Source organism: Vibrio ouci, assembly GCF_004551525.1.
Lineage (GTDB): Bacteria > Pseudomonadota > Gammaproteobacteria > Enterobacterales > Vibrionaceae > Vibrio > Vibrio ouci.
Genome location: NZ_SATR01000002.1, coordinates 1 through 26,787, shown reverse-complemented (window position 1 = coordinate 26,787; position 26,787 = coordinate 1). Strand labels below are relative to the sequence as shown.

Below are 26,787 nucleotides of genomic sequence, written 5' to 3'. Positions count from 1 at the left end.
TCCCATGACAACACACGTTTCTAGACCTATTTTTATTCAAAGTTGTGGCTTTCATAGTGCAATGGGCTCAGACGCCACTGAGATCCATCAATGCCTAAGTGGTCAGCGCCAATCTAACATGGTGAAAGATACCCGCTCCCTCAATACAGGAGCTTCTACCGTGATTGGCCAAGTCAGCAAATCTCTACCCGCGATTCCGCAGCACCTTAACGAGTTTAACTCTCGTAATAACCAACTGGCTCTCTCTGCGTTAATGCAAATTGAAGAGTCTGTGCACCACGCAATTAAACAGTTTGGTCATGCGCGCATTGCAGTTGTGATCGGAACCAGCACCTCTGGGATCTCAGATGGCGAAATAGCTTATAGCCAGCAAATTGAGTCTGGCGAGTTTCCAAGTGACTATCACTACCGCAAGCAAGAGTTAGGCAATACTAGCGAGTTTATCGCCCAGTACTTTGGCCTAGCCGGACCTTGCTACGCAGTATCGACCGCTTGTTCATCCAGTGGCCGTGTCTTTATCACGGCTCAGCGCTTACTTCGCAGCGGTCTTGTTGATGCCGTGATTGTCGGTGGTGTTGATACCCTTTGTCGACTGACATTAAACGGTTTTCACGGCCTAGAAGCCTTATCGCAAAGCCTATGCCAGCCATTTAATGCCAACCGTGACGGCATCAATATCGGCGAATCGGCGGCTTTGATGTTAGTTAGCAAAGAGCCTGCGCAGGTCGCGCTACTTGGCGCCGGAGACAGCTCTGACGCTCACCATATTTCAGCGCCTCACCCTGAGGGAAATGGTGCGGAAGTGGCGATGCAAAAAGCGCTCACTGATGCTGGTTTGACGGCTGATGACATCGGATATATCAACGCCCATGGAACCGCAACCCCACTCAACGACAGCATGGAAAGCAAAGCCATCTTTCGACTGTTTGGCTCCAAGGTTCCTGTCAGTTCAACCAAACCTCTTACTGGCCACACTCTTGGCGCAGCAAGCGCTACTGAAGCCGCCATTGCATGGCACATTTTAAAACATGATTTAGAACTACCAATTCAGCATTGCCAAGATAAAGCTGATGATATTGAAGTTTCACTGGTTGAAGCTCCGACTAAGCTGGCGGGCAAAGCAATTTTAAGCAACTCTTTTGCTTTTGGTGGTAATAACATTAGTCTAATTTTTGGTTACACCCATGACTAACTTCCCTTCAATTGATCAACTCTTGCCGCATGACGATCCGATGATTCTGATCGACGAAGCGCTAGATATTCAAACAGACAGCATTCATTGCCAAGTAGAGATCGGAGCTAAAAACCCGTTCTTCGACCAAGAGTCGCAAACTTTACCGGCTTACGTTGGTATTGAATTTATGGCTCAGTCGGTCGCCGCTTGGTCTGGCTATCACTCTTTACAAAAAGGTGAGCAGCCACCGATTGGCTTCCTACTTGGTAGCCGCCGTTACTCTTCTCATTGCGATAGATTCCAAAATGGACAGCGACTTGATGTTTTTGCTGAAAAAGTAATGGAAGATAACGGAATGGCAGTATTCACGGCACGTATTGAATTCGAACAACAAATAATGGCAAGCTGCCAACTTAACGTATACGTGCCAACAGAAGAAAAATTACAAGAAATGAAAATCAGGAGTCAACAATGACCCGACAAGTACTAGTCACAGGTGCAAGCAAGGGTATTGGTAAAGCAATTGCAACCCAACTTGCTACAGATGGATTTACCATTGTTGTCCACTATATGGGCGATATGAAGGGTGCCCAAGATACCCTAGATACCATCGAGAAAAATGGTGGTAATGGCCGTCTGATTCAATTTGATATCAGCAATCGCGAAGAGTGTCGTGAAAAGCTAGAAGCCGATATTGAGCAGCATGGCGCCTACTATGGCGTGGTAAACAACGCGGGCATTACCCGTGATACCGCCTTCCCTGCGATGACGGAAGAAGAGTGGGATGGTGTTATTCATACCAACCTAGATAGCTTCTACAACGTACTTCATCCTTGTGTGATGCCAATGGTACAAAAACGCAAAGGTGGCCGAATTGTGACCCTAGCATCTGTATCTGGCTTAATGGGTAACCGTGGTCAGACTAACTACAGTGCAGCAAAAGCAGGCGTGATTGGTGCCACCAAGTCATTGGCACTAGAGCTCGCTAAGCGCAAAATTACCGTTAACTGTGTCGCTCCAGGTTTAATTGATACAGGCATGGTTGATGAGCACGTAAAAGAACACGCAATGCCACAGATCCCACTTCGTCGTATGGGCGAACCTGAAGAAGTGGCTGGCCTTGTTAGCTACCTAATGTCAGACATCGCCGGTTATGTGACTCGCCAAGTTATCTCGGTAAATGGAGGCTTAGTATGAGTCGCCGCGTAGTAGTAACAGGCATGTCAGGTGTGACCGCGTTTGGTAACGACTGGCAAGCGGTAGAACCTAAGCTTCGCGCTTGTGAGAATGCTACCCAATATATGGAATCTTACGAGCAATATGATGGCCTAAATACCAAACTGGCCGCGCCTGTTGATGACTTTGAACTACCAAAGCACTACAAGCGTAAACAAGTTCGCGGAATGGGTCGAGTATCAAAACTTGCCACTGTGGCAACTGAAAACGCTCTTATTCAATCAGGATTGATTGGTAACGATGTTCTGACTAACGGCCAAACGGGTATTGCCTACGGTTCATCAACGGGCAGTACCGATGCGATTGGTGCATTCGGTGTAATGCTCAATGACAAAACCACCAAAGCAATTACCGCCACGACTTACGTACAGATGATGCCGCATACGACTGCGGTTAACGTTGGCCTGTTCTTCGGCCTAAAAGGTCGTGTGATTCCAACCAGCAGTGCGTGTACATCCGGCAGCCAAGCGATCGGTTACGCTTATGAAGCCATCAAGCATGGCTACCAAACCGTTATGGTAGCAGGTGGCGGCGAAGAGCTTTGCCCTACCGAATCAGCGGTATTTGATACCCTGTTTGCGACCAGCTTAAAGAACGAAGCGCCAAAGTCTACACCACGCCCATATGACAGCCACCGTGATGGCCTAGTGATTGGTGAAGGTGCGGGTACGCTAGTACTAGAAGAGTATGAACATGCGAAAGCGCGCGGTGCGAAGATCTACGCAGAGATCATTGGCTTTGCCAGCAACTGCGACGCTGCCCACGTCACTCAGCCGCAAATGGAAACCATGCAGATCTGTATGGAAATGGCGCTGCAAGATGCAGGTATTGAGCCTGAGAAGATCGATTACGTTTCGGCGCACGGCACAGCAACTGACCGCGGTGACATTGCAGAGAGTAACGCAACAGCTAACGCTCTGGGTAAAGTGCCAATCAGTTCATTGAAGAGCTACTTTGGCCATACACTTGGGGCATGTGGCGCGATTGAAGCTTGGTTAAGCCTAGAGATGATGCACACAGGCTGGTTTAGCCCAACACTCAACCTAGAGTCGTTAGACGAGCAATGTGGCAACTTAGACTACATCACTGGCACTGGCCGCGAACTAGAGGTTGAATACTTAATGAGTAACAACTTCGCGTTTGGTGGCATCAACACGTCGATCATCTTTAAGAAGATGTAGCCTCCCCAAGCAGCCACAAATGAGAAAACGGACTGGTCATTGCCAGTCCGTTTTTGTTTATCATCTCATCCATTTAGGGGGACTGGTTCAATACTCAACATGACGAGCACTCTCGATTGAACTAATGTTGGCGTCCCTACTCCAACCAATATTACAAATCTCCCGTAACCACTATCTATGTCTCTATTATTGCTCTCTACTGCGCTTGCTGCTTCTGCTGAACCAACGCTCAAATACCAAATCGAACCGACTTCTACTGGCCCTGACGCCGTAACCGTCAGCGTTGAGACAAAAGCCCTCGGCACGTTTCACGCTCTGCCAGCAAGAACACTCGCTAACGACACACAGCCCGCTTTATTCTGCGTTACTGCGAATGGAAGCCAATCTGCGATTGAGTACCAAACGCCTATTCAATGTGACCATGTCACTTGGCAATTACCGCTTGCTGCGATAGGCCAAGACGGCTTCGATATCGCCAAACAAATCGATAGCTATGAGCCAACCAAGGGCTGGAGTTTTGTCAGTGAATTTAACTCCCTTCCGCGTTTTTCTACGCATAATGATGAGCCTGTACCCGCGCAAGTCTGTTCTCCGGACAATCAATGTGGCTGGATGCCTGATGCCGACCAACCACCACTATTTGTAGTTTGGGGTCTTAAGCCAGTCGATCTCGATATCAATGGCAAAACGATTAAGGTCACCACAGATACCGAGCAAATTTTAAAAACTATGGACGACTGGAAGCCTGCACTTGACTCCCAGTTGAACTATCTCATTAGCCTATTTCCTGACAGTACGGTGAATCAGTGGGATATCGCTTTCTTTAGCCGAGATAAACAAGTGGGCAGTGTCAGTGGCGCAGCCGGTAGCGATAAGATTCTGATTAATGCCATCTTAAACAATGGCCAATTAGAAGATGATGAAATGCCGATGCTGCTTAAGATCGCGGCTCACGAATCCATGCATTTGCTCAACACCACTATGCCGCTATGGGCATCGGAAAGTATTGCGGAGTACTATGCGAACAAGTCTCTAGACAAGACGCCGTATGACTTTGCCAGTCCTCAGACTCAGTGGCACGACTTTAAGCAAAGCTTCCCATTTGCGAGTACGGGACTGTTAGAAGCCAATAACCTGGTCTCAAAGAAGCAACAGTACCAATATTACCCACTGTTCTACGTCAAGGGCCCTGCATTTTGGCAAGCTATCGACCAGAGCTTAATGGATAAAGGGGAGAGTTTAGATTCTCGATTGCCGACTCTGACTTACAACAAAGATGGCAGCCTTTCTGAAGCTTCAATTGCAGAACTAACCAAGGTTATCGGTAAGAAAAAGTGGGATGAGCTTGCGAAGCTATACCTATAACTGAATGGAATGGCGATCAGTATATCTACCGTTCACCAGATTATAGGAATTGCACATCCGTCAACAAAGTTTTGGACAAAAACCAGTTACTGAATATTGAATATTAGCAATTCATGAATAACCACATGTATGGAAAGTCCCTTAATTTGGTGTCCAGTATTGATGGTGCAGATCATTTCATTTAGTGTGTTAGCACGCATCCTTACCAATGTCTTTCGACGCGTTAGACTGGGTGTTATCAAAGGCGCTATCTTAACGGTTAAATCTACCACCTTGATAACGTGAGCGAGCCTCTATCTTCCTTTGCTCAAAAGCTCTTCTTAGTAAGCACAACGTGAGTGTTTCTGCGACAACCGCGGCCATGACATACCCAATAATCTGTCGGATATCGACGACCACCAGCAGCCAAACCATCGACGACTGCAAAACACACCTACCGAGCACTTCATATGTCACTGCTACACGATGAAAGCCAAACACCTTGAGATAAGCAACAGAAAAATAGCTACTGAGTGACTTCATCCCCAGATCTAACGAAACCATGATTAACGTACTGATCAGCATCAGATCCAGCGCTATACCTGACACCGATAGACTAACGATAGAAGCGAAGAAAAAGAACACCATAGACACGCGGAGAAAGTAGTCAATCTCATGAGAATAGGACACTACGACAGACATAGGGTTGTTTTTATTGTCCATTTTAGCCATGACAGCAATCATTGATGCCACCGCATTCATTACCGTTAAGGCCATGCCCTGAATGCTCATGATCATTGAATACCCCGCAAATGTCTCGCTTGGCAAGCGGGCCAGATGCGCATAAAGAAATACCGACGCCGCGCTCACCCCAACACTACTGGCAAAGGACACGCCAAACAGACCCGATATTTTTTTCAGTATCACTCGCCGGTCAATAGACGCAGTTGTCTGCCCTTGTCGTGCGTGAATATGTTTGACCGTATAAAAGCCCATCCAGAGCAACCGAACAAAGCGGGCAATCAGACTCCCGAGAGCGGCACCTTCAATCCCCATCGCCCAAGGATAGATCAGCCAATAGGACACCAGTACATTGATGGGCACTTCAATCAAAAAACCCGTTAATGTGATCTTGGTTTTGCCATAACTGCGCAGAAAAAACCACAACATAGGGTCATTTGGGTCACGGGGAGAGAGAAGACGAGCCACGATAGATAGGTCGAGACCAGTGCGGTGAGAGCCGGGTTACTGACCACTGCGTCGACAATCACCTCGATGTTCAGCCACAGCGAGAGCCCCATCAACATCGAAAGCAGGGTTGCCATCGATAAGGCCAGATAAAAAGCGTTAACGTTGGCGGCATCCTCTTCGCCTTTCAACGCGATCACTGATTGCGCAAAACCGATCTGAATCGACAGCAGCACCATCAGAATCGCGCCAGATAAGGCGACGGCAGACACTTCTTCTGTACCGAGTTTGGATAGTAGTAACAGGTCAAAGTATGGCAGTGACGCGGTCAATACCCCCTGAACAATCAGGGGGAAGACCATCATGTCGAACGCCGTCGGATGGTTGATTTTATTGAACGCCGTGCGTATCACAAGGCCACGACTTTGGGTTCAATGCAGAGGGAAATCATCTCACCCACTTTTGTCATCACGGTTAAAAAGACGTCTGGAGAGGGGATGCTATTGGCGTTGATCACGCCGCTTTCATTGACATGAAATGAAATGCCATCGACCAGCACTTGCAGTCGTTTGAGACGAGTAAAATGGACCGGATGATAACCAAAGGTAACCATCGTGTCCTTTAACTGAGCTAATCGGACCGTCCCCTCTAGATGCATTTCGGTCGCCAGGCTGGATTGTTCGGCACAATATTCATGAAGCACAATCTGTTTTTGCTCAGCGAGATAACTGATTGGATTATCAATGTTCACGTTTTTTCCTCACCAATAACGGAGCGCCAACTGGCGCTCTTTTTTTAGGCCAAAGACAACGTCTTTGCGTCGTAGGTTTTGAGCGCTTGCTGGGTTGCCGCTTTGATGTGTTTGACTGTCTCCACGGGATCTTCGGCTTGATAAATCGCACGACCAATAATCTCAAAGTCCGCCCCGGCCGCGATCGCATGGCCATATTTACCGCCTTGCGCCCCGACGCCACAACAGACAATGGTCAGATCCGGCCCTACGAGATCTCTCACTTGTGCAACAACTTCCGGGCGGTTACCCGGCGCTTGGACTCCGTCGAGTCCCAAACCTCTTGCCATTTCCGCAAAGTCTTGGGTAAAAGAGGCCGAAAAATCTAGTCCGCCCGGGTTGGTCAGCTGAGTGATCAGGAAAATTTTGGTCTCAGGGGCGGCCTGCTGCATTGACTGAATGGCGTCCACTCCGATAAAGCCGTGCGCCATGACCCCATCGGCACCCGCATCGGCGGCCAATCGGATTATTCTGTCGTTGGTAACCGGGACATCGGCAATTTTGATGTCCGCAAAGACAGGAATACCGTAGCGCGCTTTGATGTCGGTGATCACGCTGAGCCCCTCTTTAAGAATCAGCGGGTAGTTAAACTTGATCACATCCACATCATCACTTATCAGATCTAAAATACGAAACGCTTCGGCTTTCGATTCCACATCCACAGCAAACATAATGCCCGTTTTCCTGGGCCATTTCTTGGCAGGTACTCTCATTGCAACTCCTTACTTGATTAATTCGAGACTGTCGCAGAAATAGTCGACATCCTCAGTGGTGGTCATGGTTCCTATGCTGATCCTGACACTGCCTTGCGGATAGCTGTTGGCGATTTTGTGGGCGCTGACCGCACAATGAAATCCGTCTCTGGTCATGATGTTGAAATCCTGCAGCAGAATCGACGAGAGATCTTTGGGTGACAAGGGCGGGACGTTTATCGTCACCACCCCATGGGGCGAGCACGATCCGGGCAGGTAAGTCACGACGTGGTCCATACGCTCCAATCTGTCGATCAAATAGCGGGTCAGCGATTTAATGTGGTCTTCAATTGCCCCGATGCCTTTCGCGGATAAGTGCTCCAGAGCACCACACAGACCCACAATCCCCAACATATTTGGCGTGCCCACTTCAAATTTGTGCGGCCCCTCTTCGACCATCACAGGTTCAATACTTTTTATCCCCGTCCCACCGAACTTAATGGGTTTCAGCCTTGATTTGCACTGGTGCGAGAGATAGAACCCGCCGATACCCGACGGACCGAGCAAGGACTTATGCCCGGGAAAAGCGAGAAAATCTATGTGGCTTTGACTGACATCAATAGGAATACTGCCAATGGACTGAGACGCATCGACAGCAAAAATGATCTCGGGGTGATGTTTAGCGATGACACCGATTTCAGCGAGCGGAGATTCAATGCCCAGCACATTTGACACATGGTTAATAATAACAAGCCGAGTATTTGGCTGGATCAGTTCACTTATTTGCTGAGTGTCAAAACCAGACTGTAGAGAGGCGTGACAAGTCGTTACTGAAATATCTCGCTCTTCTTTCAGAAAATTAAGTGGTCGAGTGACCGAATTATGTTCCCAGGGAGAAATAATGACGTGATCACCTTTATTCAGCAAACCAAATATAAGGTAATTCAGTGATTCTGTCGCCCCTGACGTAAAATATATTTCTTCGGGTTTACATTTTATTAAATCGGACAGTAAACCGCGAGTAACGTCAGAAATGGAATTAGCCTGAGCCATAACATCAAACGCACTACGGTTGAAGCTTCCGCAGCCATACTTGATATAAAAACTGATCCGTTCATGCACCAAATTAGGCTTGGGATAAGATGTGGATGCGTTGTCATAACAGATACCTTGTCCATCTAGCATTTTATTACCTTACTATCATTAATTAATCTTAAAAAGACATTGATACAAACTCTTTCAACAACACAACACTACACCACAATCAAATGTTTATTTAACTTGATTGTGACTATTACTATATTGTGACTATTACTATATTGTGACTATTACTATATTGTGACTATTACTATTGCTATTACACAACATTAAAACACTGCAATTTATACTCTATGATAAGGTTTACAGATAATGTGGTAAATAATTAATAATAATAATTATTAATTATTTACGCAAGTAAGGTCGTTATATTATTCTATTACACTTAACTGCATTATAAAATGGTAACCACAATCACAATACATGACAAATATACTACCCACTCTTATTGAAGAAATAAGATATAACAAGTCAGAGCATGAAATAAATACCCCTTCTTCTCCATTTTGGTTAAAAATATCCAATCTAATATCTAAAATTACGCCAAGTGAATTATTAAATGCGACGGTAGAACATGTTAAACAAAGTCAATATCCGACTGGAAGTTGTATTGTGCACGAGAATGGTTTTTTCAAGATTTCTCTGTTCAAAGATAGCCAAACGGAATTGCAGATCAGACTGCACTTCTGGCCAGCTGGCTCGCAGGACACCAATATCCATAATCACCGCTGGCACTTCATCTCTTCCATCATCAGCGGCAGCATGACATTTACCAACTGGGAGACGGCCACCGACTTGGACTCGGCTCAGGACATGACGCTTTATGAGGTGTCCGATGCGAGCTCTGGACTGGTCAAAACTAAGACTAACCTTGGCTCGACACGCCTGATGGCCCATTCCCAGTACATGGTCAATACGGGCACCTTTCATTATTGCCACAAAGACGTGTTTCATTCCGGAAAAGCCAATCAGGCGACCATCACCTTGATGATCACCGGTGCCCCAACCAAGCCAAGTACGCGAGTGATTTTTCACAGCGAGGCACGCCAATCCGTCACCAGAACGGCCCTATCAGCCGAACAACAAATTGAACTCATGACCCAAGCCACGAAGGAACTTACAAGTGAATAACAGAGGAAAGCTGATCGTCATCTGCGGGATCGACGGCTCAGGAAAAACAACCCTTGAGGAGGGGATTGCCCATTGCTTGCAGGAACAAGGCATCGACGTTCTCCAAACCAAACAACCTTCCGATCGGTATCGCAATGACCCTCATGTCCGCGCCTACCTGGATAACGGTGTTCGTGGGATCAGCATGGAAGCGATGGCGTTACTGTCCGCTTACGACCGATTAGAGCACATCGAAAAAGTCATTTTACCAGCCCTGGAATCGGGCACCTGGGTGATCTGTAACCGATATGTGTATTCTGCTCTGGCGTACTTCAAACACCGCGGGGTGGACATCGATTTTGTTAAAGCAATCAACGCTCAAGTGATAGAGGAAGATTTCGCCTTCCTGACCGATCTGCCTGCGTCAGTCGCGTGCGAACGAGTACGCACGAGGGACGGCAGCACGGCTAAATTCGAAGAAAAAAACATCGAGTTTATGGAGTCGGTCAGGCAGACGCTATTGGACATCTTCCCCGCTCAGTATTCCATCCTAGATGGCACCATGACGAAAGCGGAACTATTAAACCTAGCATTGGACCACATTAAACATGAAATTTAACGAAAAGCTATCCAACCGTATCCAACAACAACAGTCCTTTCTGTGCATTGGCCTCGATCCGGACAAGGCGATCCTGAGTGATTACGGTTTTCGCGATGATATATTTACCTACAACAAAGCCATCATTGATGCGACCCATCATTATGCCGCGGCCTACAAACCCCAGTTTGCCCACTATGCAGCCATCGGACAGGAAGAACAACTGCAACAAACCATCGCTTACATTAAATCCGAGTATCCGACCATTCCGGTGATCCTGGACTCGAAACGAGGCGATATTGGCTCAACCGCCAGCAATTATGCGATCGAATCTTACGAACGCTATGACGTCGATGCGGTCACACTCAATCCCTACATGGGACTGGAGACTCTGGCCCCCTACTACGATTACCAGGACCGAGGTTGTGTGGTGTTGGTCAAAACCTCTAACCCCGGCTCGAAAGACTTTCAGGATCTGTTGCTCGCCAGTGGTGAAAAACTATACCAATCAATCGCTAACGCGGTGTTGGCCAAGTTTGACGAAGCACAAAGCTTGTTCGTCGTGGGGGCAACCTGCCTTGAGGAACTGGCCCAGCTGAGACAAGCACACCCCAACACCACGTTCTTGGTTCCGGGGTTTGGTGCCCAGGGAGGCGATTTGGAAGGCGTGATCCTATCTGGCATGACCCGTGAGGGGCAAGGATTGCTGCTCAATGTCTCCCGAGGTATTACGCTCGTCAACGGTATTGAAGACTTTGCCAGCTACCTAAAACAAGTCAAGCTGAACGCCAAAACTTGGCATGACAACATGAAGCACTTGAGAGAGAAATATCATGGAGAATGAGTTCAGCAAGCACCTGTTGTCTTTTGAATCTGGTGTGGACTCAACGCAATATGAATCCTATCGCAAGCACTTTCACCGACCGGTTATCCAACACATCCGGTGTGCTAGGCCCGGTTGCTTACACCGACATTGGCAAACCGGGGCACCGATGAAGGCCACCATCACAGTTCAGGAGTTTTTCCACAATCTAGGAATAGAGCAAGCCTTTCTGGGCAGCGATCAGCACTCTTTCCAGGCGCTGGCGTACCAGGCTATCAACCCCTGGGGATTTGTCGGTTACCAGTTTGGCGAAGAACTCATGATAACCTTGGGCTACTACCAACCTAAACGAGTGGCCGTTGCGGGCGAGAGCACCGCGCGCCCCCAGCACTACTCGTACCTCGCGGACGAGCAGCTCTGGTCAAAGGGCACTACTCGACGCCTTCATCAGGGACCCTATGGGCCCTTGTGTGTGACACATGTTAACGAGTGGCAAGGCGTGTTCACGGGTAAGAAGGGCGTCACCGACTTTTCAACGCTGACCACGCCATCGGCTCAGAACGCGATACTCAAATCCTCACATCAGTTCCATTTAACCGTGCTTATTGAGCATTTTGGTCTCAGCAAATTGCAATCCATGATCCAGGCAACCCCGCTCCTCAGTTGGTCTGGGGTTCTGGCCGCCGCTCACTTGTGTGGCACAGAAGGCATAAAACGTTACCTGGAACGCAAGCACGCCGCAGTCGATGAACTGGGGACAAGTTTGGATTTTTACCTATCGAAGTTTCATAGTTTGGACTGCGATATATCACAACTCATCAACGAATTGTAAACGGAATATTTCATGTTATCTGAACGGATTGCGACGAATCCCAGGCAATGGCACCTCCTCACTCAACAAGTGTCTGATCTGGATCAGTGGCTGCTGACCTCACCGATCTACCATTTATCGACGCCCGTCGCCCTATCGGCCATGGGCGAGATCATTGAGGCGATCGTGAACAATAACGATGGATTGACCCTTACCATCAGTGATGATGGCCGTTACTACACCGCCCACACCCGACCAGCCATACTTAGCCGATGTTTTAAGGTCATCCCTGTGGCGGAGCACACCGACGAAGCACACCATCAGGCGCTGGCACAGATCAGAGCCTCCTTTGGTCAACTCAGCTCGCCTGTGTTGTTTGTCGCCTTCACAACAAACAACGCCTCCATCAGCCGTTTCTGCTTTCTCATTCACCATACCGTTGCCGAAAGACAAAGCATGATTTTATTGACCAACGAGCTCTTTCATCGTTTGGCCCAACTGAAGCATGATCGGCCGCGTCACCCTGAGATCACCCGAGGCTCTTTCATTCGCCATCTCCAGCAGAATCCCTCACTCTGCTCTCAACCGCGGTCCCCTCATAGCCAGGCACCTAAGCCGATGGTGGCCGGACTCAATCAGGAGACCGAAACACGCGCCGTCAGCTTTCGATTTCACTCTCCTGATTACCAGCTAAAGCTTGCAATTAGCTTGGGGCTGGGACTCGAAGAGACGCTGATGTCGGTGCTGGCGATGGCCTATTATGACACGTTTGGCCAACCCGAGTTCGAGTTTGAACTGGTTTGCTCGGGCCGCCGCCAGCAGCAAGAGATTGTGGGCTGGCTATCTCAAACCTGCCGGCTGTCTCTGATCGCGCAGACCGACTTGAACGCCACCGCTCAAGTGAATCGCCAAGAAATCGACAAGGCGATGTTGCTGGATCCGCGCCAGATGCCGGCATCCGCACCCGCCAATAGGGTGTTAAACATCATTGAACACGGCAAAAATCAATTTGATTATCAAGGTTTAGTGGCTGAGGTGCCGACGCCCACGGGCTTACCCAACTTCGGCGATCAGTCACAGCGAATTTACGCCTTGGGGATTGGGGTGATCCTTTCTGCGTCTTCCCTCACTATCCAGCTTGATTATGCCAAGCAGAATAAGACGGCGCTGCAGATCATCCCTTTTCTTCACCGTATTCAACAAAACATGGCGACGGAATTGGCTTCCATCGTAACCCCATGCTCTGAAACCCCCAGTGATTGAGGACCCCCATGCCGAATTTTTCAGTAATCATCCCAACTTACAATCGTCTGTCGCTCCTGAAGGCTTCCGTCGAGAGTGTCTTGAAACAAACCATGGCTGACTTTGAGATCATTATCGTAAACGACCACAGCGTACCGATTGTGCCGAACACCTTCAGTGATCAGCGAGTGTCTGTCATCAATTCATGCCTTGGGCGGGGACCGGCTTTTGCACGTAATATCGGCATTCAAGCAGCAAAAGGACACTACATCTCTTTTCTCGACGACGACGACCACTGTCACCCTGAGTTTCTGCGCAAAACCTGGCGTGCGTTAGCGCCCACCGACAGCCAGATTGGCATGAGTTGGACCGGTGCAAAGTTCTTCAACGGGGATCAAGTGACTCGCGTCTACGCACCAACCATTTCTGAGGACGATGACCAGGCGCTGCTCGATGAGTTCTTGAGTATCGGTACCGGGTTTGGGGTTACGTTTAAAAAAGAGTGTCTGAGTCACACGGGGCTGTTTGACGACCAATACCGCTATATCGAGGACACCGAGCTCTTTATCCGAGCCCTGTCGCACGGCTACCTACCGCTTCATATCCCCGATTTATTGGTCAATATCCTCGACCACAGCAATGAACGACAGACCAATACCGAAAACTACGCCAAGAGAATTGCTGAATGCCAACAGCTAATTGAGGCCAACGGCCACTTTTTCACTCGGAATCCACGAATGAAAGCGCAACTTCACTGGACAATTAAAGATTTGGAAACTCAAATCGCCACCGCCCTCTTTGCCTAACAATGGACACTTTATGGACACTATGCACCTTCTTCATCCTGCTTCTCCCGACGAGTTTCTCAGCGCTTTTGCCCAACTCACCGGACTCGATCTCAAAGACTACATCGACGCCGTTTCCGGCATCGAGAGTGAGCACATTTTCCTGGTCGGTTCTATCCCACAAGGCTCTGCAACGCCAGTCTCCGATATTGATCTTATCGTCACTGGCACTCATCGCTACCCCTACCACCCTGACGACGGGATCCTGTGGCAGCAAAGCGCCGGAGGCGGCATGATGGTCGCGGAGTTTTTCAGTGAAGTGGACGGGCACGAAATTGACATTACCCTCGTCAATCTTGACGCCATCACCAGTCTTGTCGCAGGATTAGCTAGCGGCAATACGCACATGAGTGACCTTGAGATCAAAGTGTTGTCGATTCTCAAGAATGGCTGGCAACTGCAAGGTCAGCTAGAGTTCGATCATCTCCAATCCGGCGATTTGGAGCTCTTTAGCGCCATTCGTCACTGTACTTTGGCTCTGCAAGAATTTAACGATGCCCTACATGCGAGGGACAATGGTCCTTTCTGCCTCTCGATGCTCCGCAGCGTGGTGTTCCGGATTGCTTCCTCATTTTTGGCCATGAATGGCTTGTGTTTCACCGGCCCCAAATGGGTCAAGAAAGCGCAACATCTGCACCGCAATGGGCCACTGAGCACGGCGTCTCAGGCCTTGCTTCAACGGATGCTTGCCTTGTTCACCGACGATGCCCCGATGACGCTCAAGGATCTAACGGGGGCCATTACGTCTGTGTCCGCTCTGATTGACGATTTCTACCAAATCGCACTTGAAGACTACCTAAACTTCAGCATCGCTATCCAGATAAACCAAGAGATCTCGGCACTTGAATCCGCCAATAAGGAGGCCCTATGCACCATCCTCAAGTAGACACTACCCTTCAATCGCTCTGGCTGACCCATACGCAAAGCGAACAGTTCAGGCCGGACGTTGACTTCATCAACAGCGGCGGTAACTCACTGTCCATGGTCAGAATGCTCGGTGCGGTTTGCCAAACGTTCAACATTCGCTTTTCGTTCACTGCCTTTCAACAAACACCGACCTACCCTGTCCTCAGGTCGCTGGTCGACAGCGCTCTGGAGGACGTACCATGCTAACGGTTATCGACACCTTTGATGACAGTGTTTGTCATTTTCCCCACAACATCTGCATCACCGACGGTGACAGCACGTATACGTACCAAGAAGTGGCCCACATCGCCGATGTAGTCGCCAGCCATTTATTGGCTGTTCCAAGAGCCGACGAGCCCTGCCTAGTAGGGGTTTATTGCCAACGAAATGTCTTCTTATTGCCGATGACCTTAGGCATCTGGAAAGCGGGATTGACCTATGTGCCGCTCAATCCCGGCGACCCGTCCGAGAAACTGACAACCATTGCCCGCAGCTACCGACTGAGTCTCGTCATCACCGACATCGACGACGCATTCACTCAGAGCCTTCAGTCACAGGGATTGCTGGCCTCACCCGCCGACCTCACTCGCGCCACAGAGCGCCCTCCTGTCGGGGCCTCGTCATCCAGCCCTGACACACTGGCCTACCTACTGTTCACATCAGGCTCTACCGGTGTGCCGAAAGGCGTGATGATCAGCCATCAAGCCTTATTCGCCACACTGAACGATCTTACCACTGAGTTGGACCTCTCAAGCGAGATGACATTTCTGGCGAACACCACATTATCGTTTGATATTTCCTTGGTCGAACTGTTTCTGCCGTTGACGGTCTCTGGGGCCTTATACTTGTCCAAAACTAACCTCTTTCTCTCCCCGTTTGAACTCCACGATACCGTGGCAACGAAGGGCATCACCCATCTGCAAGCCACACCGTCGGCGCTCTCCTGTATCACAGGGATTGGGCTTACCTTTCCTCAGGGGACCGTACTGTTGAGCGGAGGTGAAGCGCTACCCGTTAATCTGGCGACAGAGCTGGTCGAGATGGGGTTTGATTTGTACAACATGTATGGTCCCACCGAGACAACCATATGGAGCTCGTGCTTCCGAGTGACGCCAGACGCATTGCGCGCGGGCCGTCGCCAAGGCAATACCGTGCCCATCGGGCGTCCCCTTCCAAGCGAAGACTTCTACCTCGTCGATCCGAGCACCTGCCATCCGATCACTCTCCCCGGGCTGGAAGGCGAGTTGGCCATCGCCGGTTCCGGTTTGGCCATGGGGTATTTGTACGATGAGTCCAAAACCGCTCAATCGTTTGTCAAACTCACCCTTTCCGGAAGCGAAAAACAACCGGTCTACCTGACCGGAGACCTCGCCCACATAATGGAGGATGGGCATTTCGTTTACGTCTCCCGAATCGACAATCAGGTCAAAATCCGCGGACATCGAATCGAGCTGTCCGAAATAGAAAACCTTAGCTTAAACCACGCCAATGTGGCTCAATGTAGTGCCATTTGCTAAGATCAACGTCTATGTCTGTTTTACAAAACACACGATGGCGCTGACTGCCAGGAAGAACTGGCAGTCATGTTGGCTAAGTCGTTACCAAGCGTTGCCCTTCCATCTCAGTACTTTCTGGTCGACTCACTCCCGTTATTACCCAGCGGGAAGACCAACAAATTGGTATTATCAACTCTGCTGCGTTCTACCGCAGCTCCGTGAGGCATCATCATCGCTTGTTAAGGTCATCGCACCGCGTGTCAAGGAAACAAGCCATATCAAAACTAAGTGTCGTGCTTCGAGTATGGACTCAGAAAGCACATTTTAAAACGTGAAATGGACAGAGATTTATGAATTTTGCCTCTCATAAGGAGACATATGACATTGGAAGCGAAACCATCCAAGTAAGGCATTATGATATCAAACTTTTTTCTATATCAGATTATGCTCAGCAAGAAGTAGCAATTCCAAAATCTATTGAAACTTCTGTCACAAAACGTCAAGCAGAGTTTCTTGCAGGTAGATTAGCCGCTCGAGATGCACTAAGAGCTATTCAATTTTCTAGACATGTTGATATCCCTATTGGCAGGTTCCGAGAACCGGTTTGGCCTAAGGAGATCATTGGCGCCATTTCTCATACCGACTCGATTGCTATTTCGTTAGTTAAGAATAAAAAAACCGATGTTATTGTCGGATTAGACATTGAAAACATTATGAGTGAACACCAGTGCAATGACATAGAGCCGCTACTCATGAGTCCTAAGGAAAATGAGCTTCTAAAATCGGCTCCCTTACCACGTTCTATGCTTCTCTCTATATTATTTTCTGCTAAGGAAAGTCTCTTCAAAGCTCTCTTCCGTGAAGTTCGTCAATATATAAACTTCTTAGACTCCGAAGTGACCTACTTTTCCTCCAAACAGCAAATAATTAGCTTGCGAATTACACGTAGCTTTATCGGTATCCATTTTAGCGATAAATATGATGTCCACTTTCGCATATTTGGTGGTAAGGTCATGACTTTGTTAAATGAGTTTTCATGATTGAACGTATCACCTCCCCAATAATGAAAAGGCCACAAACCGCTTTTATAAAATTAGAGAAAATGACTTGAAGCCCTACATTTTCGTTAATTACGCTACGCTTCATCGAGACCATAGAATATGTATGCCAATGTTTCATTCTGCCTAACGAAATCTTGGCTTTTTCATCTCGCTCAAAGAACCTGATACTATTGAACTCTGAGAACAAAGCCCTTACTTGTGATTCTGACAACGGTGTTGTCGGGCTACGTGTAGTGGGTTAGTAAATTTGGCCACATAGTTAAATGAGGAAAAGTAAGTCAATTGATGCTTTGATGAAGTGTGCCTTGAATCAGTCGAAACTAGGAATTGGACAATTCCGTTTTAGAACGATTTCGAATGTAGCAAAATATCAATTATTTTTAGTATGGCAGAACTTGCTCAAATCAGTACCCAGTATTACAAGAGCATGTCACTCGATTGGCACAGCCTTTTGCACACACTCTTTGATGCAGCTAAGTAACCAGCTTTGCAAAGGGTGTTTGCGTGTTTTGTTCGAAATCACGGCGGCAAACTCCCCATTCGGAATCTCTAATTTATCGCTGATACGCCACATCTTATAACTCTCTGAAATGTTGTTCGCCAACCGTTCAGAGCATGGGAACACAATATCGGTATTGTTTATCGTATCTAAAATGATGTTTAGATGCGCACTTCTCAGTTGGATCTTCGGTGTGATACCAAACGCTTTCAGCCCTTCTGCGGTTCGATTCTGATGCTCATTCCAGTTTGGGATCAACTGCGATGCGACGGCATAGGTTTTAAAGTCCTCAGGCTCTATAGTCACAGATGATAACGGGTGTTCTTTACGACCGATCACCACAAAGCTATCCATTCCAAGCTTTGCCTGCACAAGCTGCTTTGAGAGATCCAGTGGGAAATAATTAACACCAACATGGATATGTCCATCCATAATCGCATCTGGCGTTGAGGCCTCCCAGTTGGTGAGATGGAGCTCAATATTAGGGGCTTGCTTTACAATCCGGGTAATGATCTCTGGTGCAAGCCATTGTGCTATAAACCCATTCAAAGCAATCGTGACTTTACCGTGATAAGCACTTGGATCAAACACTTCCCCACCATTCACCGCATCGTAAAGCAGATCCATCGCCATGGGCAGACGCCCTGCTATTTCTTCCGCTTTAGCCGTTGGTTCTAGCCCGTGTGAGGTGCGGATAAACAGCTCGTCATCAAAGTAGTCTCGTAGGCGACTCAACGATCGACTTACCGCAGGTTGGCTTAGGTGAAGGACTTCCGCTGCTTTCTTCGTGTTTTTTTGTTCAAGCAGAGCACGCAGAACCTTTAATAGATTCAGATCTAACTGTTTCATGCGGGTAACCATGGAGAGGAATATGATAGGTAATATATCAAAGTAGAAAGGGGAAAAAATAGAGGTCACACAAATACAGAAAAAGGGGTCATCCATAACCCAAAATGAACCTAATATTTATAGAAAATAATGAAATGAAACTTATCTAAACAGCGCTAATACCTAAAGCGCGTAGTTAAACTCTAAACGAGTGACGCTTTCGTAGGTGTCGTCGTTGTAGGTCCCCACTGACATATTATTGTTATGAAACAAGCGCATATTCAGAACAGGGGTAAACTGGTAACCCAGAGATGCCTCTAAGTCAAACACGTCCGTTTTACTGCCGTATACACTTGAAGTAAAGGAAGGGTTTACATTTAACCAGACATTCTCAGTAAATTGGTACTTAGTGTATAACAGTGCTGTGGCTGTAATCGCAGGGAAATCGACACCGACTTTATCTCCAGCATCATTACGTTCGTTCGCTATCATTGTTCCTAAATAAAGGCTTGGATAAATGGTGAATTGATCAGTGATAGGAATGGTTTGTAGACCACCAGCGGAAACCTGAGCAACGCCGGTTAAACGGTTGTAATTGGCATCGATACTACTGGCAAAACCTGTCGTCGTATTCAGTTTAAAATATCGACCACGATAGGTATCCCCGCCTTCTTTAGACTCCAATGAGATCATATGAGCAGAACCCTCACCCGAATCAGGTAACTGTATTCCCAATTTTAGGTTGTGCCCTTTTGTGCCATAACCTGCCCCCACCGAAGTATACACTGCAGTTGGGTCACTCATATCTGGAGAGGATTCTTCAGCAATTGCAGGAAGAATCGCAAGGATGGCAAAGCTGCCGATGATCAATGCTGCTGCGGTTGTCTTTTTCATAAAATGTCCTCCGATTTAACGTAAGTACATTTTAATTTTCCTAACTCGGTTAATATAATGAGTTGTTGATATTCAAGTTATACCAATAACGCATTTCTTAAATCGCCGGTGATATTACTTTTTGCTATAACATCTTTATCAACGATTCATTATTTTAAACATCTTTCACCGTATACAGTGTGCTCAGTCCAATACATTTGCCAGTAGGCATCCACTGATAGCGGGTAACACTATGAACGTTAAAACTCTTGCTCTAGCACTTTCAACCTTAATGACAGGCTCTGTCGTTGCGCAGAATATCTCTGAACCAACTGTGCCTGAACTTCACGCATACAAAGTGTTCCACCATGCAGAATACATGAAAAAAACGGCGGCTCAGGCGGGTGGAACCAATGTTCTGCTTCATACTACCACCCTACCAACTGAAGGCACTGATCCTGTTGTTACTCCTGCACTCGACCATCTTTATACAAAGGCTGTTGTCGATACAACAAACGGTCCAGTTGTCCTCGAACTACCGGAAGTTTCAAGCGATCGTTACTTCTCGATCATGATTACCGACCAAGAGCATTACGTCACTTATGACGAGATTCGCCCATCAGGCCGCTACGTATTCGTTCGCCATGACTATCAAGGCAAAATTCCTGAAGGAACAGTAATCAAAAGTCGTGGCGACTACCCACATGTGTTTATTCGCACTCAGGTAAAAACACCTGAGGATTTAGAAAACACATTGGCGATCCAAAAGGAAATTAAGCTAACCGGGACTGTTGGTAAATTAAAATTCGATGACGCAATCCAATTTACGTTAGACACTCATGATATCTATGCACAAAACCAAGGCATTCTCGAACAAGCACAAGGGTACAATGTAGAAAACCATAAAGCGATGTTCCAATGGGCTGGCCAGTGGTTCCCGAAAAATGTTAAAGATAACACTGGAATGTTTGGGCCAATTGATAGTACAGAGCCTCGTTCGCAAGATCCAAGAGTTCGCGCTGCTGCAATTGTTGGTCACCTAGGACTGCCAGTTGATCATGCCTACTATACGGGCATATTTAATCAGTGCGATGGCAAGCGTTTAAATGGCGATAAACCTTATGTGGTGACTATGCCTTACACAAATAACCTTTCAGAGTTTTGGTCAATTACACGTTATAGCGCATTAACACGTAACACCTTGCCAAACGCACAAGATGTCTATAACGCGTACAACACCAAGCCGAATAAAGACGGTAATATCCAAATCACGTTCAGCGTCGAAAATCCTAACGATGACACTTACTGGATGCCAGTAAACGCAGGTGAACCGTATTACTATGTTGAGCGCTTCTACGGGCCTCAAGTGGGCAAGGTTATTACAACTCAAGACTTCTGTGAGTAATTGAATTTCTAATCTATAGCAAGCCACTTAACAGGTGGCTTGCTGCTACTCTAACCAAAACAACCAATTGGAGAGCGAACCTATTCATATGGCCCACAACGACACAGAAAATATCACTCTGCTACTAAAACAGTACATCAACCCAGACCTATACCCACGTCTACACAAACTTTTTTCTCTTCAACATAAAACCCAACATCATAAAACGGGAAGCCACGTCTTTCGTCAAGGAGACACTCCCAACCGCATTGGTTTATTAATCTCCGGCAAAGTAGAAGTCTCTTACATCGATGAGAAAGGAAACTATGTCATCGTCGAGAAATGTGGCGATGGATTTTGGTACGGTGACGCCGCCTATATTGATGGACTCCCCCTTCCCTATACCGTAACAGCCTTAACTGATGTCATTGAGTTTAACCTCTCATGGGCCCAGTTAAAGCAGGATCCAACGATAAGCCATGAGCTACACCAATTCATCTGTCACAACGTCGTTGGTCGGCTTCGTACCATGTACTATAAATTCGACAGCATTACGACCAAGCCACTTGAAGAACGAGTTATTGAACGATTAGGGCAACTTCAAGATTCCAACGCATCCATTATTATCACGCACGATCAGCTCGCCCTTTATCTCAGCACAAGTCGCCATAAAATTTCTCGTATGATGAAAAAGCTCGAAGAAGAAAATAGATTGATTCAAGGGTATGGGAAAGTGACTTTATTAAAAAGCGACGTTTAATCATCTGAAATTCGCAGCGTGCGAAATTGAAAAAGCACTCACTTGTTAAAGTCTCTGCAACACACGAAACAACCAATAAGTGAGTACCCAAATGCGTAAATCTATTCTTGCTCTGTCCATTGCGACAATCACATCCTTCGGTGCCCTAGCCCCTGTGCATGCGAGCGTTGAAAACCAACTCGAACAACAAGCATTACAAGCACAAGAAATCGAACAAACTCGTTTTTTAAGAAGAGCGGTGGAAGCGGGACACTGGATCATGCCACAAGTGATGTACGATGCGATGGCAACACGCGCCATTGAAGATTTTAACGGTGATGACTTAACTGTTTTCTACTACAGCCGCCCAATGAATGAACAGGCTCAAGTCGTCACGGGCAATAACAATAGCCCATACGTCCACCTATACCATGACTTAGCTAAGCATGATGCTGTGGTTGTCGAGCTACCAGAAGCAACGAATGCTAATGCCTTTTTTGGTACCTTTCTCGATTCGTGGCATAAACCAATTGCAGATGTAGGGCCAGACGGCGAAGACAAAGGAGCCGGTGGAAAGTACCTTCTAATCGGTCCAAATTTTAAAGGTGAAGTTCCACAAGGCTACTTCCCGATTCATTATGATACCTATCGTGGCTACCTATCAATGCGTTCACTAACAGCAACGACGTCTGATGAAGATATGGATCGACACGTTGAGTATGTTCAAAAGATCAAAGTTTACCCTTATGGCGAGAAACACAAACAGACTCAGCATATTGACTGGTTCGGTAAGCTTTATGACGCAACCATTAAATTTGATATGAGCTACTGGGAAGTCGTTAATCAGCGCATTCAAGACGAAGTGATTAAGGCCGATGAAAAAGCCTTCTATGGCATGATGAAAAGCCTAGGCATAGAAAAAGGGCAAGAGTTTAATCCAACGCCAGAGCAAGTAAAATTCTTTGAACAAGCAACGCTGCAACTGCATCAAGAAGTCCAACATGATGTCGCCACTTACGCGCCACGCCTATGGGGTGATAAAGCTCAATGGACATTGCCTGTTCCTAGAACAATGATGACGACAGAAGCGACTTACGTTGATCCAAGCTGGAACGACTATCAATCACGCGGTACAACATTCTATTTCTACTTTGCTCCACCAGCCAGCCTTGCTGACAGTAAATCAACTACTTACATAAAAAACGGACACGATGAAAATGGCTTGATTCTAAACGGTGATTTTGACTATCAAATGACTGTGCAATCAGACGTACCTGCCAAACGTTTTTGGTCTGCACTGACCTACAGCACTCATACTGGCGCTTATGTTATTGGTGCGGATACCGTGGGAATCGCCTCAAACGAGCCAGCCACCGTATTTAATGACGACGGTACAGCAACACTGAACTGGTCTGCAAACTGCGAAGGGAAAGTTAACTGCATGGAAGTGAACAAAGGTGAAGAGTTCTTCTTACTGTTCCGCCTATATGGGCCAGAAACGAACTTCTTTAACGGTCAGTTTGTTCTTAACGATTTAGAAAAAATAGACAGCTAAAAACCCAACTATTTCTGAACTAAAAAATGCCAACGGACTATTCGATACGTTGGCATTTTCATCATTTAAACGTTACCAGCCAACGTTATAGTGCTTTCTTAACATTCGGTAAGAAGAAGTCTTTATCAAAATACGCTTGCTCTGGTTGATACAAGCGGAACCAAGCGAACCAATCTTCACCACAGTTTGTTTGAATCCAGTTTTCTGCACCATTTTGTTCAGGAGAAAATGTCAACGTTGCTGAGCCATCTTCATTCATCACTAGGTTCGATAAGCTCCCTAGTTCTGCATTCATTGTTTCGTTCAACAACAGTGCACGCGTTTCGTTATTGTATAAAGTCATAGTCCAAAACTGTTTTGCTGGAATACCGTCTGGCACATCAAGACTGTAAGTTTCACATCCATCAAATCCGTGGCCATTTTCATCACTGTAAATACCTAAGTACGTTGAACCAACACCAGGCGTTGTGGTTACCATTGCAGGGGCTGAGCTGATCGCTTCCCAGTACCAAGAAGCCTTGCCATCGAGGTCATGATGCTGATTGGTTGGGTCGACAGTAAGTGGTAGGTACCAGTTGCTCTCCTCCCAAAACTTAAAGCCTTTTAAGCGTGATGAATACGAATTAACAGAGGCGTTGACAAATCCCTGCTCTTCCGCGGCCACGAGCAATGCTTGTTGTGCTTTCGTTGGTTCAAACGGTTTGCCTTTTTCAATGCCAAGATGCTTTAACATGTCCAAAAATAAAATATCACGCTCTTGTGGCTCTTCACGCTGCACAATCTCATTAAGCGCCTGCCAGAATTCAATACCACGAGGGTGTCTTTGTAAATGCGCACGACCATCCTCTGTGTCTTCAGCAAGTACCGGGATCAGTTGCTTTGCTTTCTCTTTTTGACCATAAGGGTACAGCTTAATGTTTTCATTAAATTCAGCATGGTCTTTAGGGTCTTGAACCATGTTGCGAGTCCCTAAAAATGCAACACGCGTAGGCACATGAACTACATCATACCCTTGTGTATTTTCAGGTACCTCAATACCAGGGCCAATGAGTAGTATCTTCTCTGCTTCACCTCGGTTAGGGCCAACTGAACCGACTTGCTGTTGGGTTTGCTGTGCATAATCCATCACCATGCCCGCATTAAAACCGGCTGGCACTTCCCATACCAAAGGCTCATCCAGAACAGGGAAAGAGATCAGGTAATCGACTACCTGATTAGGCGTTAATATGCCAGTCAAATTCTCATAACCGGTATAAGAACCAAATTGGTATTTCTCAATATTACCAATGCGGTTTGCACGTTCCCATCCGTGAGTACCAACCATAGGGATTGCCCAGTGGTAAAGCATTACCGCTCGTTGATAATCCATCTCTTGGAAAATTTTCTCAGCAGACTTCGGGCTTACAACACCGTTAACAATCTCAACTTTGGGTTGATGGAATTGAGTCTCCGCCATTGAAAAGCCAGAGAAAACAACCGAAGACAGAGCAATAGAAACCAGCGTTTTTTTCATAGTATGTACCTTAGTGTGAACAATCAGATTCAGGTCGCTTTCCTTGCGTCCTCTTCTCTTTAACTATGCTCAGATTAAGGGGTTCAATGATTGATTTCTAATACACCAAGTCGCTTTGAGTTATACCAAAAGTGAATATCTAAATAAGCTCTAAGATAGACAGTTTTGCATTATTGACGCTAACCACTGGTAGTAGGGTGACTGCCGATGTTTAACGTGCATGTATAAGGAAATATCCATTTCTAAATTTTTAAAATCATCGGGCAGACCAACGCTAATCACGCCTTCTAGTGGACGATTGTCTAACAGCTGATGCGCCGCTGGAAAGATAAGATCGCTGTCTTTAAGGCTTTGAAAGATTGAGTTTATATTCTCAGAACGAAGCTTAAACTGACATTCAACATCATGATCGAGCAATAGTTTTTCGGTCATTGATTGTTTTAAGTTCCAATCAGGAACCAGCACGGTCGCAAGCGGGTAAGAAACCATGGTTTTCAAGCTTGGTGATGACAGGTAAGGATGTCCGCTTCGCATGTACAAACTGAATGATTCGCTCATTAATTTGCGCTGAAATATCTCTTTAGAGAGCTCAATGGGAAAGTAATTGATGCCCGCCTGTAATTGCCCATTGAGCAGCTTCAACGCGGTATCTGAGTTCCAGTTTTCAAACTCTACCGTTAGCTTTGGTGACGCTTCAGTGATAGCCAGAAACAGTTTGGAGTTATACCTATCGCCAAGAAAATGGTTGGTGGCAATACGTAACGTTCCTGTCAGCTCTGACGGTTCAAACTCAGTATCACTTAAGGTCTGTTCTAACGTCTGCATGAGCAGCGGTAACGTTCTATTAATTTCAATACATCGATCTGTAGGCGCTAAGCCATATTGTGTGCGAGTAAAGAGTTCATCTTTAAAGTGGTGCCTGAGCTTTGCCAAAGAACGGCTCACAGAGGGCTGAGTGGTAAACAATACTTCTGCTGCTCTTCGAGTGTTTTTCTCTTTGAATAAGACCACTAATGTACGCAGCAAATTTAAGTCAAGCTGTTGAAAGTTTGATTTTTTTGCCAAACCTTAGCTCCTAACATCCTAATTATTAAACTCATTCTGTGTTGCATCCCTCAGTGTAAATAGTATTCTTATGATAAGTCCATCATTGGTTCCTTTGCCGTCAAATAACCTTGATCACTATGTAGCATATTAAGGCCATACCATTTTGAATGGGAACTGAATAACTACAGGCTTGATAGACTCACCTTAGTTAGGTTGAACTGCCAAAATTCTAATTTTTGCCTGAGAATTCCTCATATCTAAAACTACACGTAAATGCCAAACGCTCTATAGACGGAACTCGCCTTTATTTGCATTTTACCCATATTGCGGTCGCTCAACATGAAACTCAACCAGTGTCATATTATAGTGTGAATCTAAAGAGAAATTTGGGAGAAAACTACCGAAAATATCCGTATAGGTCCCGTACACATGGCTTAAATAAGTTCGGTCTTTCCTAGAGCGTTCGAAGGATTCCGTTCAGTGGGGCTGAGAAGCAATGGGGCAGTAGTAAGTTGAGCTTTAGTGAGCAGAGGCATTTCAATTAGGGTACTTGAGGTGATTAGAAAAAGTCTGCTACGCAGCTACTAGAAAAGTAAAAGGCCAGATACGGTGTTTTTCAAGATAGTTGCCATCATTTGCTCGCTTATTAAGCAGCTTCTCTTTCTGGATTTAGGTGGACTTCGCCAACTGGCTTACAGTTCCTGATATCACCAGTCCATCGTTCAGGTTTTCGCTGTTTTGCAGCGAGTAATAC

Annotated in this window: 27 protein-coding genes and 1 pseudogene; 18 read left to right on the top strand and 10 right to left on the bottom strand. The window is 46.7% G+C overall.

The genetic code is table 11. The annotated features are described in order from the left end of the window. Positions 1 to 4: 4 nt before the first annotated feature. The 5 genes from ELS82_RS01770 (at position 5) to ELS82_RS01750 (ending at position 4,956) form a co-directional block, all read left to right on the top strand. Entirely contained in the window at positions 5 to 1,192 is a 1,188-nt protein-coding gene (locus tag ELS82_RS01770) for a beta-ketoacyl-[acyl-carrier-protein] synthase family protein (protein ID WP_134833948.1), read from the top strand. Next, positions 1,185 to 1,649 (top strand): hotdog family protein, encoded by a 465-nt coding sequence (locus tag ELS82_RS01765; RefSeq protein WP_134833947.1) that lies wholly within the window; start codon positions 1,185 to 1,187, stop codon positions 1,647 to 1,649. The genes ELS82_RS01770 and ELS82_RS01765 overlap by 8 nt, the downstream gene beginning before the upstream one ends. Further along, positions 1,646 to 2,371: a 3-ketoacyl-ACP reductase FabG2 gene (locus ELS82_RS01760; RefSeq protein ID WP_134833946.1), complete on the top strand. Its 726-nt coding sequence runs from the start codon at positions 1,646 to 1,648 to the stop codon at positions 2,369 to 2,371. The genes ELS82_RS01765 and ELS82_RS01760 overlap by 4 nt, the downstream gene beginning before the upstream one ends. Further along, the gene (locus tag ELS82_RS01755) at positions 2,368 to 3,591 is read left to right on the top strand and encodes a beta-ketoacyl-ACP synthase (RefSeq protein WP_134833945.1); all 1,224 of its coding nucleotides are present in this window, start codon (positions 2,368 to 2,370) and stop codon (positions 3,589 to 3,591) included. Before ELS82_RS01760 ends, ELS82_RS01755 begins: the two co-directional genes overlap by 4 nt. Before the next feature lie 177 nt (positions 3,592 to 3,768). Then, positions 3,769 to 4,956, top strand: a complete 1,188-nt coding sequence (locus ELS82_RS01750; protein ID WP_134833944.1) for a hypothetical protein — start codon at positions 3,769 to 3,771, stop codon at positions 4,954 to 4,956. Between the two features lie 252 nt (positions 4,957 to 5,208). Here ELS82_RS01750 and ELS82_RS01745 read toward each other — a convergent pair whose 3' ends face one another. Genes ELS82_RS01745 through ELS82_RS01725 form a run of 5 tightly spaced genes read right to left on the bottom strand, consistent with a single transcriptional unit; the run spans position 5,209 to position 8,790 of the window. Then, entirely contained in the window at positions 5,209 to 6,105 is an 897-nt protein-coding gene (locus ELS82_RS01745; protein WP_134833943.1) for a polysaccharide biosynthesis C-terminal domain-containing protein, read from the bottom strand. Then, complete coding sequence (locus ELS82_RS01740) at positions 6,057 to 6,536, bottom strand: MATE family efflux transporter (protein ID WP_134833942.1); 480 nt, start codon at positions 6,534 to 6,536, stop codon at positions 6,057 to 6,059. The genes ELS82_RS01745 and ELS82_RS01740 overlap by 49 nt, the downstream gene beginning before the upstream one ends. Beyond that, the gene (locus ELS82_RS01735) at positions 6,533 to 6,874 is read right to left on the bottom strand and encodes a hypothetical protein (RefSeq protein ID WP_134833941.1); all 342 of its coding nucleotides are present in this window, start codon (positions 6,872 to 6,874) and stop codon (positions 6,533 to 6,535) included. The genes ELS82_RS01740 and ELS82_RS01735 overlap by 4 nt, the downstream gene beginning before the upstream one ends. Positions 6,875 to 6,918: 44 nt before the next feature. Beyond that, positions 6,919 to 7,626 (bottom strand): orotidine-5'-phosphate decarboxylase, encoded by a 708-nt coding sequence (pyrF, locus tag ELS82_RS01730; protein ID WP_134833940.1) that lies wholly within the window; start codon positions 7,624 to 7,626, stop codon positions 6,919 to 6,921. 9 nt (positions 7,627 to 7,635) lie between these two features. Further along, positions 7,636 to 8,790, bottom strand: coding sequence for an aminotransferase class V-fold PLP-dependent enzyme (locus tag ELS82_RS01725; protein ID WP_134833939.1), 1,155 nt, complete (start codon positions 8,788 to 8,790; stop codon positions 7,636 to 7,638). 336 nt (positions 8,791 to 9,126) lie between these two features. Here ELS82_RS01725 and ELS82_RS01720 point away from each other — a divergent pair, with 336 nt between their 5' ends. The 10 genes from ELS82_RS01720 (at position 9,127) to ELS82_RS01675 (ending at position 17,574) form a co-directional block, all read left to right on the top strand. After that, entirely contained in the window at positions 9,127 to 9,834 is a 708-nt protein-coding gene (locus tag ELS82_RS01720) for a hypothetical protein (RefSeq protein WP_134833938.1), read from the top strand. Then, a complete protein-coding gene (gene tmk / locus ELS82_RS01715) occupies positions 9,827 to 10,432 on the top strand; it encodes a dTMP kinase (RefSeq protein WP_134833937.1) in 606 nt (201 codons plus the stop codon). The genes ELS82_RS01720 and tmk overlap by 8 nt, the downstream gene beginning before the upstream one ends. Further along, a complete protein-coding gene (gene pyrF / locus ELS82_RS01710; RefSeq protein ID WP_134833936.1) occupies positions 10,422 to 11,255 on the top strand; it encodes an orotidine-5'-phosphate decarboxylase in 834 nt (277 codons plus the stop codon). Before tmk ends, pyrF (ELS82_RS01710) begins: the two co-directional genes overlap by 11 nt. A gap of 148 nt (positions 11,256 to 11,403) precedes the next feature. Beyond that, positions 11,404 to 12,066 carry a hypothetical protein gene (locus ELS82_RS01705; protein ID WP_134833935.1) on the top strand — a complete coding sequence of 221 codons (663 nt, stop codon included), beginning with the start codon at positions 11,404 to 11,406 and terminating at the stop codon, positions 12,064 to 12,066. 12 nt (positions 12,067 to 12,078) lie between these two features. Beyond that, positions 12,079 to 13,308, top strand: a complete 1,230-nt coding sequence (locus tag ELS82_RS01700) for a hypothetical protein (RefSeq protein ID WP_134833934.1) — start codon at positions 12,079 to 12,081, stop codon at positions 13,306 to 13,308. An 8-nt stretch (positions 13,309 to 13,316) separates the two neighbouring features. Continuing rightward, complete coding sequence (locus ELS82_RS01695) at positions 13,317 to 14,093, top strand: glycosyltransferase family 2 protein (protein WP_134833933.1); 777 nt, start codon at positions 13,317 to 13,319, stop codon at positions 14,091 to 14,093. Between the two features lie 13 nt (positions 14,094 to 14,106). Further along, positions 14,107 to 15,018, top strand: coding sequence for a hypothetical protein (locus ELS82_RS01690; protein WP_134833932.1), 912 nt, complete (start codon positions 14,107 to 14,109; stop codon positions 15,016 to 15,018). Continuing rightward, entirely contained in the window at positions 15,000 to 15,245 is a 246-nt protein-coding gene (locus tag ELS82_RS01685; RefSeq protein ID WP_134833931.1) for an acyl carrier protein, read from the top strand. The genes ELS82_RS01690 and ELS82_RS01685 overlap by 19 nt, the downstream gene beginning before the upstream one ends. Further along, positions 15,239 to 16,555 carry an amino acid adenylation domain-containing protein gene (locus tag ELS82_RS01680; protein ID WP_134833930.1) on the top strand — a complete coding sequence of 439 codons (1,317 nt, stop codon included), beginning with the start codon at positions 15,239 to 15,241 and terminating at the stop codon, positions 16,553 to 16,555. Before ELS82_RS01685 ends, ELS82_RS01680 begins: the two co-directional genes overlap by 7 nt. Positions 16,556 to 16,884: 329 nt before the next feature. After that, positions 16,885 to 17,574, top strand: coding sequence for a 4'-phosphopantetheinyl transferase family protein (locus tag ELS82_RS01675; RefSeq protein ID WP_134833929.1), 690 nt, complete (start codon positions 16,885 to 16,887; stop codon positions 17,572 to 17,574). Positions 17,575 to 17,668: 94 nt separating this feature from the next. Here ELS82_RS01675 and ELS82_RS26860 read toward each other — a convergent pair. The 3 genes and pseudogenes from ELS82_RS26860 to ELS82_RS01660 form a co-directional block, all read right to left on the bottom strand. Continuing rightward, positions 17,669 to 17,824, bottom strand: a pseudogene (locus ELS82_RS26860) (SAM-dependent methyltransferase); the annotation flags it as partial. Between the two features lie 201 nt (positions 17,825 to 18,025). Further along, positions 18,026 to 18,943 carry a LysR family transcriptional regulator gene (locus tag ELS82_RS01665; protein WP_134833928.1) on the bottom strand — a complete coding sequence of 306 codons (918 nt, stop codon included), beginning with the start codon at positions 18,941 to 18,943 and terminating at the stop codon, positions 18,026 to 18,028. 162 nt (positions 18,944 to 19,105) lie between these two features. After that, complete coding sequence (locus tag ELS82_RS01660; protein WP_244230739.1) at positions 19,106 to 19,816, bottom strand: hypothetical protein; 711 nt, start codon at positions 19,814 to 19,816, stop codon at positions 19,106 to 19,108. 232 nt (positions 19,817 to 20,048) lie between these two features. On the opposite strand from ELS82_RS01660, the gene ELS82_RS01655 reads away from it, so the two are divergent. The 3 genes from ELS82_RS01655 (at position 20,049) to ELS82_RS01645 (ending at position 23,473) form a co-directional block, all read left to right on the top strand. Further along, positions 20,049 to 21,200: a DUF1254 domain-containing protein gene (locus ELS82_RS01655; RefSeq protein WP_134833927.1), complete on the top strand. Its 1,152-nt coding sequence runs from the start codon at positions 20,049 to 20,051 to the stop codon at positions 21,198 to 21,200. Positions 21,201 to 21,288: 88 nt separating this feature from the next. Next, positions 21,289 to 21,939 carry a Crp/Fnr family transcriptional regulator gene (locus ELS82_RS01650; RefSeq protein ID WP_134833926.1) on the top strand — a complete coding sequence of 217 codons (651 nt, stop codon included), beginning with the start codon at positions 21,289 to 21,291 and terminating at the stop codon, positions 21,937 to 21,939. A gap of 91 nt (positions 21,940 to 22,030) precedes the next feature. Further along, entirely contained in the window at positions 22,031 to 23,473 is a 1,443-nt protein-coding gene (locus ELS82_RS01645; protein WP_134833925.1) for a DUF1254 domain-containing protein, read from the top strand. An 85-nt stretch (positions 23,474 to 23,558) separates the two neighbouring features. Here ELS82_RS01645 and ELS82_RS01640 read toward each other — a convergent pair whose 3' ends face one another. Next, on the bottom strand, positions 23,559 to 24,986 hold the full coding sequence (locus tag ELS82_RS01640) for a DUF1214 domain-containing protein (protein ID WP_134833924.1): 1,428 nt from the start codon (positions 24,984 to 24,986) through the stop codon (positions 23,559 to 23,561). 150 nt (positions 24,987 to 25,136) lie between these two features. Then, positions 25,137 to 26,051 (bottom strand): LysR family transcriptional regulator, encoded by a 915-nt coding sequence (locus ELS82_RS01635; protein WP_134833923.1) that lies wholly within the window; start codon positions 26,049 to 26,051, stop codon positions 25,137 to 25,139. Between the last annotated feature and the right edge of the window lie 736 nt (positions 26,052 to 26,787).

What these genes read in the sequence shown, in the direction of transcription:
- ELS82_RS01755 (WP_134833945.1), top strand. Translation starts at nt 2,368, where the DNA reads ATGAGTCGCCGCGTAGTAGTAACAGGCATGTCAGGTGTGACCGCGTTT.
- ELS82_RS01750 (WP_134833944.1), top strand. Translation starts at nt 3,769, where the DNA reads ATGTCTCTATTATTGCTCTCTACTGCGCTTGCTGCTTCTGCTGAACCA.
- ELS82_RS01725 (WP_134833939.1), bottom strand. Translation starts at nt 8,790, where the DNA reads ATGCTAGATGGACAAGGTATCTGTTATGACAACGCATCCACATCTTAT.
- pyrF (WP_134833940.1), bottom strand. Translation starts at nt 7,626, where the DNA reads ATGAGAGTACCTGCCAAGAAATGGCCCAGGAAAACGGGCATTATGTTT.
- ELS82_RS01645 (WP_134833925.1), top strand. Translation starts at nt 22,031, where the DNA reads ATGCGTAAATCTATTCTTGCTCTGTCCATTGCGACAATCACATCCTTC.
- ELS82_RS01690 (WP_134833932.1), top strand. Translation starts at nt 14,107, where the DNA reads ATGGACACTATGCACCTTCTTCATCCTGCTTCTCCCGACGAGTTTCTC.
- ELS82_RS01695 (WP_134833933.1), top strand. Translation starts at nt 13,317, where the DNA reads ATGCCGAATTTTTCAGTAATCATCCCAACTTACAATCGTCTGTCGCTC.
- ELS82_RS01700 (WP_134833934.1), top strand. Translation starts at nt 12,079, where the DNA reads ATGTTATCTGAACGGATTGCGACGAATCCCAGGCAATGGCACCTCCTC.
- ELS82_RS01770 (WP_134833948.1), top strand. Translation starts at nt 5, where the DNA reads ATGACAACACACGTTTCTAGACCTATTTTTATTCAAAGTTGTGGCTTT.
- ELS82_RS01680 (WP_134833930.1), top strand. Translation starts at nt 15,239, where the DNA reads ATGCTAACGGTTATCGACACCTTTGATGACAGTGTTTGTCATTTTCCC.
- ELS82_RS01720 (WP_134833938.1), top strand. Translation starts at nt 9,127, where the DNA reads ATGACAAATATACTACCCACTCTTATTGAAGAAATAAGATATAACAAG.
- ELS82_RS01655 (WP_134833927.1), top strand. Translation starts at nt 20,049, where the DNA reads ATGAACGTTAAAACTCTTGCTCTAGCACTTTCAACCTTAATGACAGGC.
- ELS82_RS01675 (WP_134833929.1), top strand. Translation starts at nt 16,885, where the DNA reads ATGAATTTTGCCTCTCATAAGGAGACATATGACATTGGAAGCGAAACC.
- pyrF (WP_134833936.1), top strand. Translation starts at nt 10,422, where the DNA reads ATGAAATTTAACGAAAAGCTATCCAACCGTATCCAACAACAACAGTCC.
- ELS82_RS01650 (WP_134833926.1), top strand. Translation starts at nt 21,289, where the DNA reads ATGGCCCACAACGACACAGAAAATATCACTCTGCTACTAAAACAGTAC.
- ELS82_RS01745 (WP_134833943.1), bottom strand. Translation starts at nt 6,105, where the DNA reads ATGTTGTGGTTTTTTCTGCGCAGTTATGGCAAAACCAAGATCACATTA.
- ELS82_RS01705 (WP_134833935.1), top strand. Translation starts at nt 11,404, where the DNA reads ATGAAGGCCACCATCACAGTTCAGGAGTTTTTCCACAATCTAGGAATA.
- ELS82_RS01685 (WP_134833931.1), top strand. Translation starts at nt 15,000, where the DNA reads ATGCACCATCCTCAAGTAGACACTACCCTTCAATCGCTCTGGCTGACC.
- ELS82_RS01665 (WP_134833928.1), bottom strand. Translation starts at nt 18,943, where the DNA reads ATGAAACAGTTAGATCTGAATCTATTAAAGGTTCTGCGTGCTCTGCTT.
- ELS82_RS01640 (WP_134833924.1), bottom strand. Translation starts at nt 24,986, where the DNA reads ATGAAAAAAACGCTGGTTTCTATTGCTCTGTCTTCGGTTGTTTTCTCT.
- ELS82_RS01660 (WP_244230739.1), bottom strand. Translation starts at nt 19,816, where the DNA reads ATGAAAAAGACAACCGCAGCAGCATTGATCATCGGCAGCTTTGCCATC.
- ELS82_RS01765 (WP_134833947.1), top strand. Translation starts at nt 1,185, where the DNA reads ATGACTAACTTCCCTTCAATTGATCAACTCTTGCCGCATGACGATCCG.
- ELS82_RS01760 (WP_134833946.1), top strand. Translation starts at nt 1,646, where the DNA reads ATGACCCGACAAGTACTAGTCACAGGTGCAAGCAAGGGTATTGGTAAA.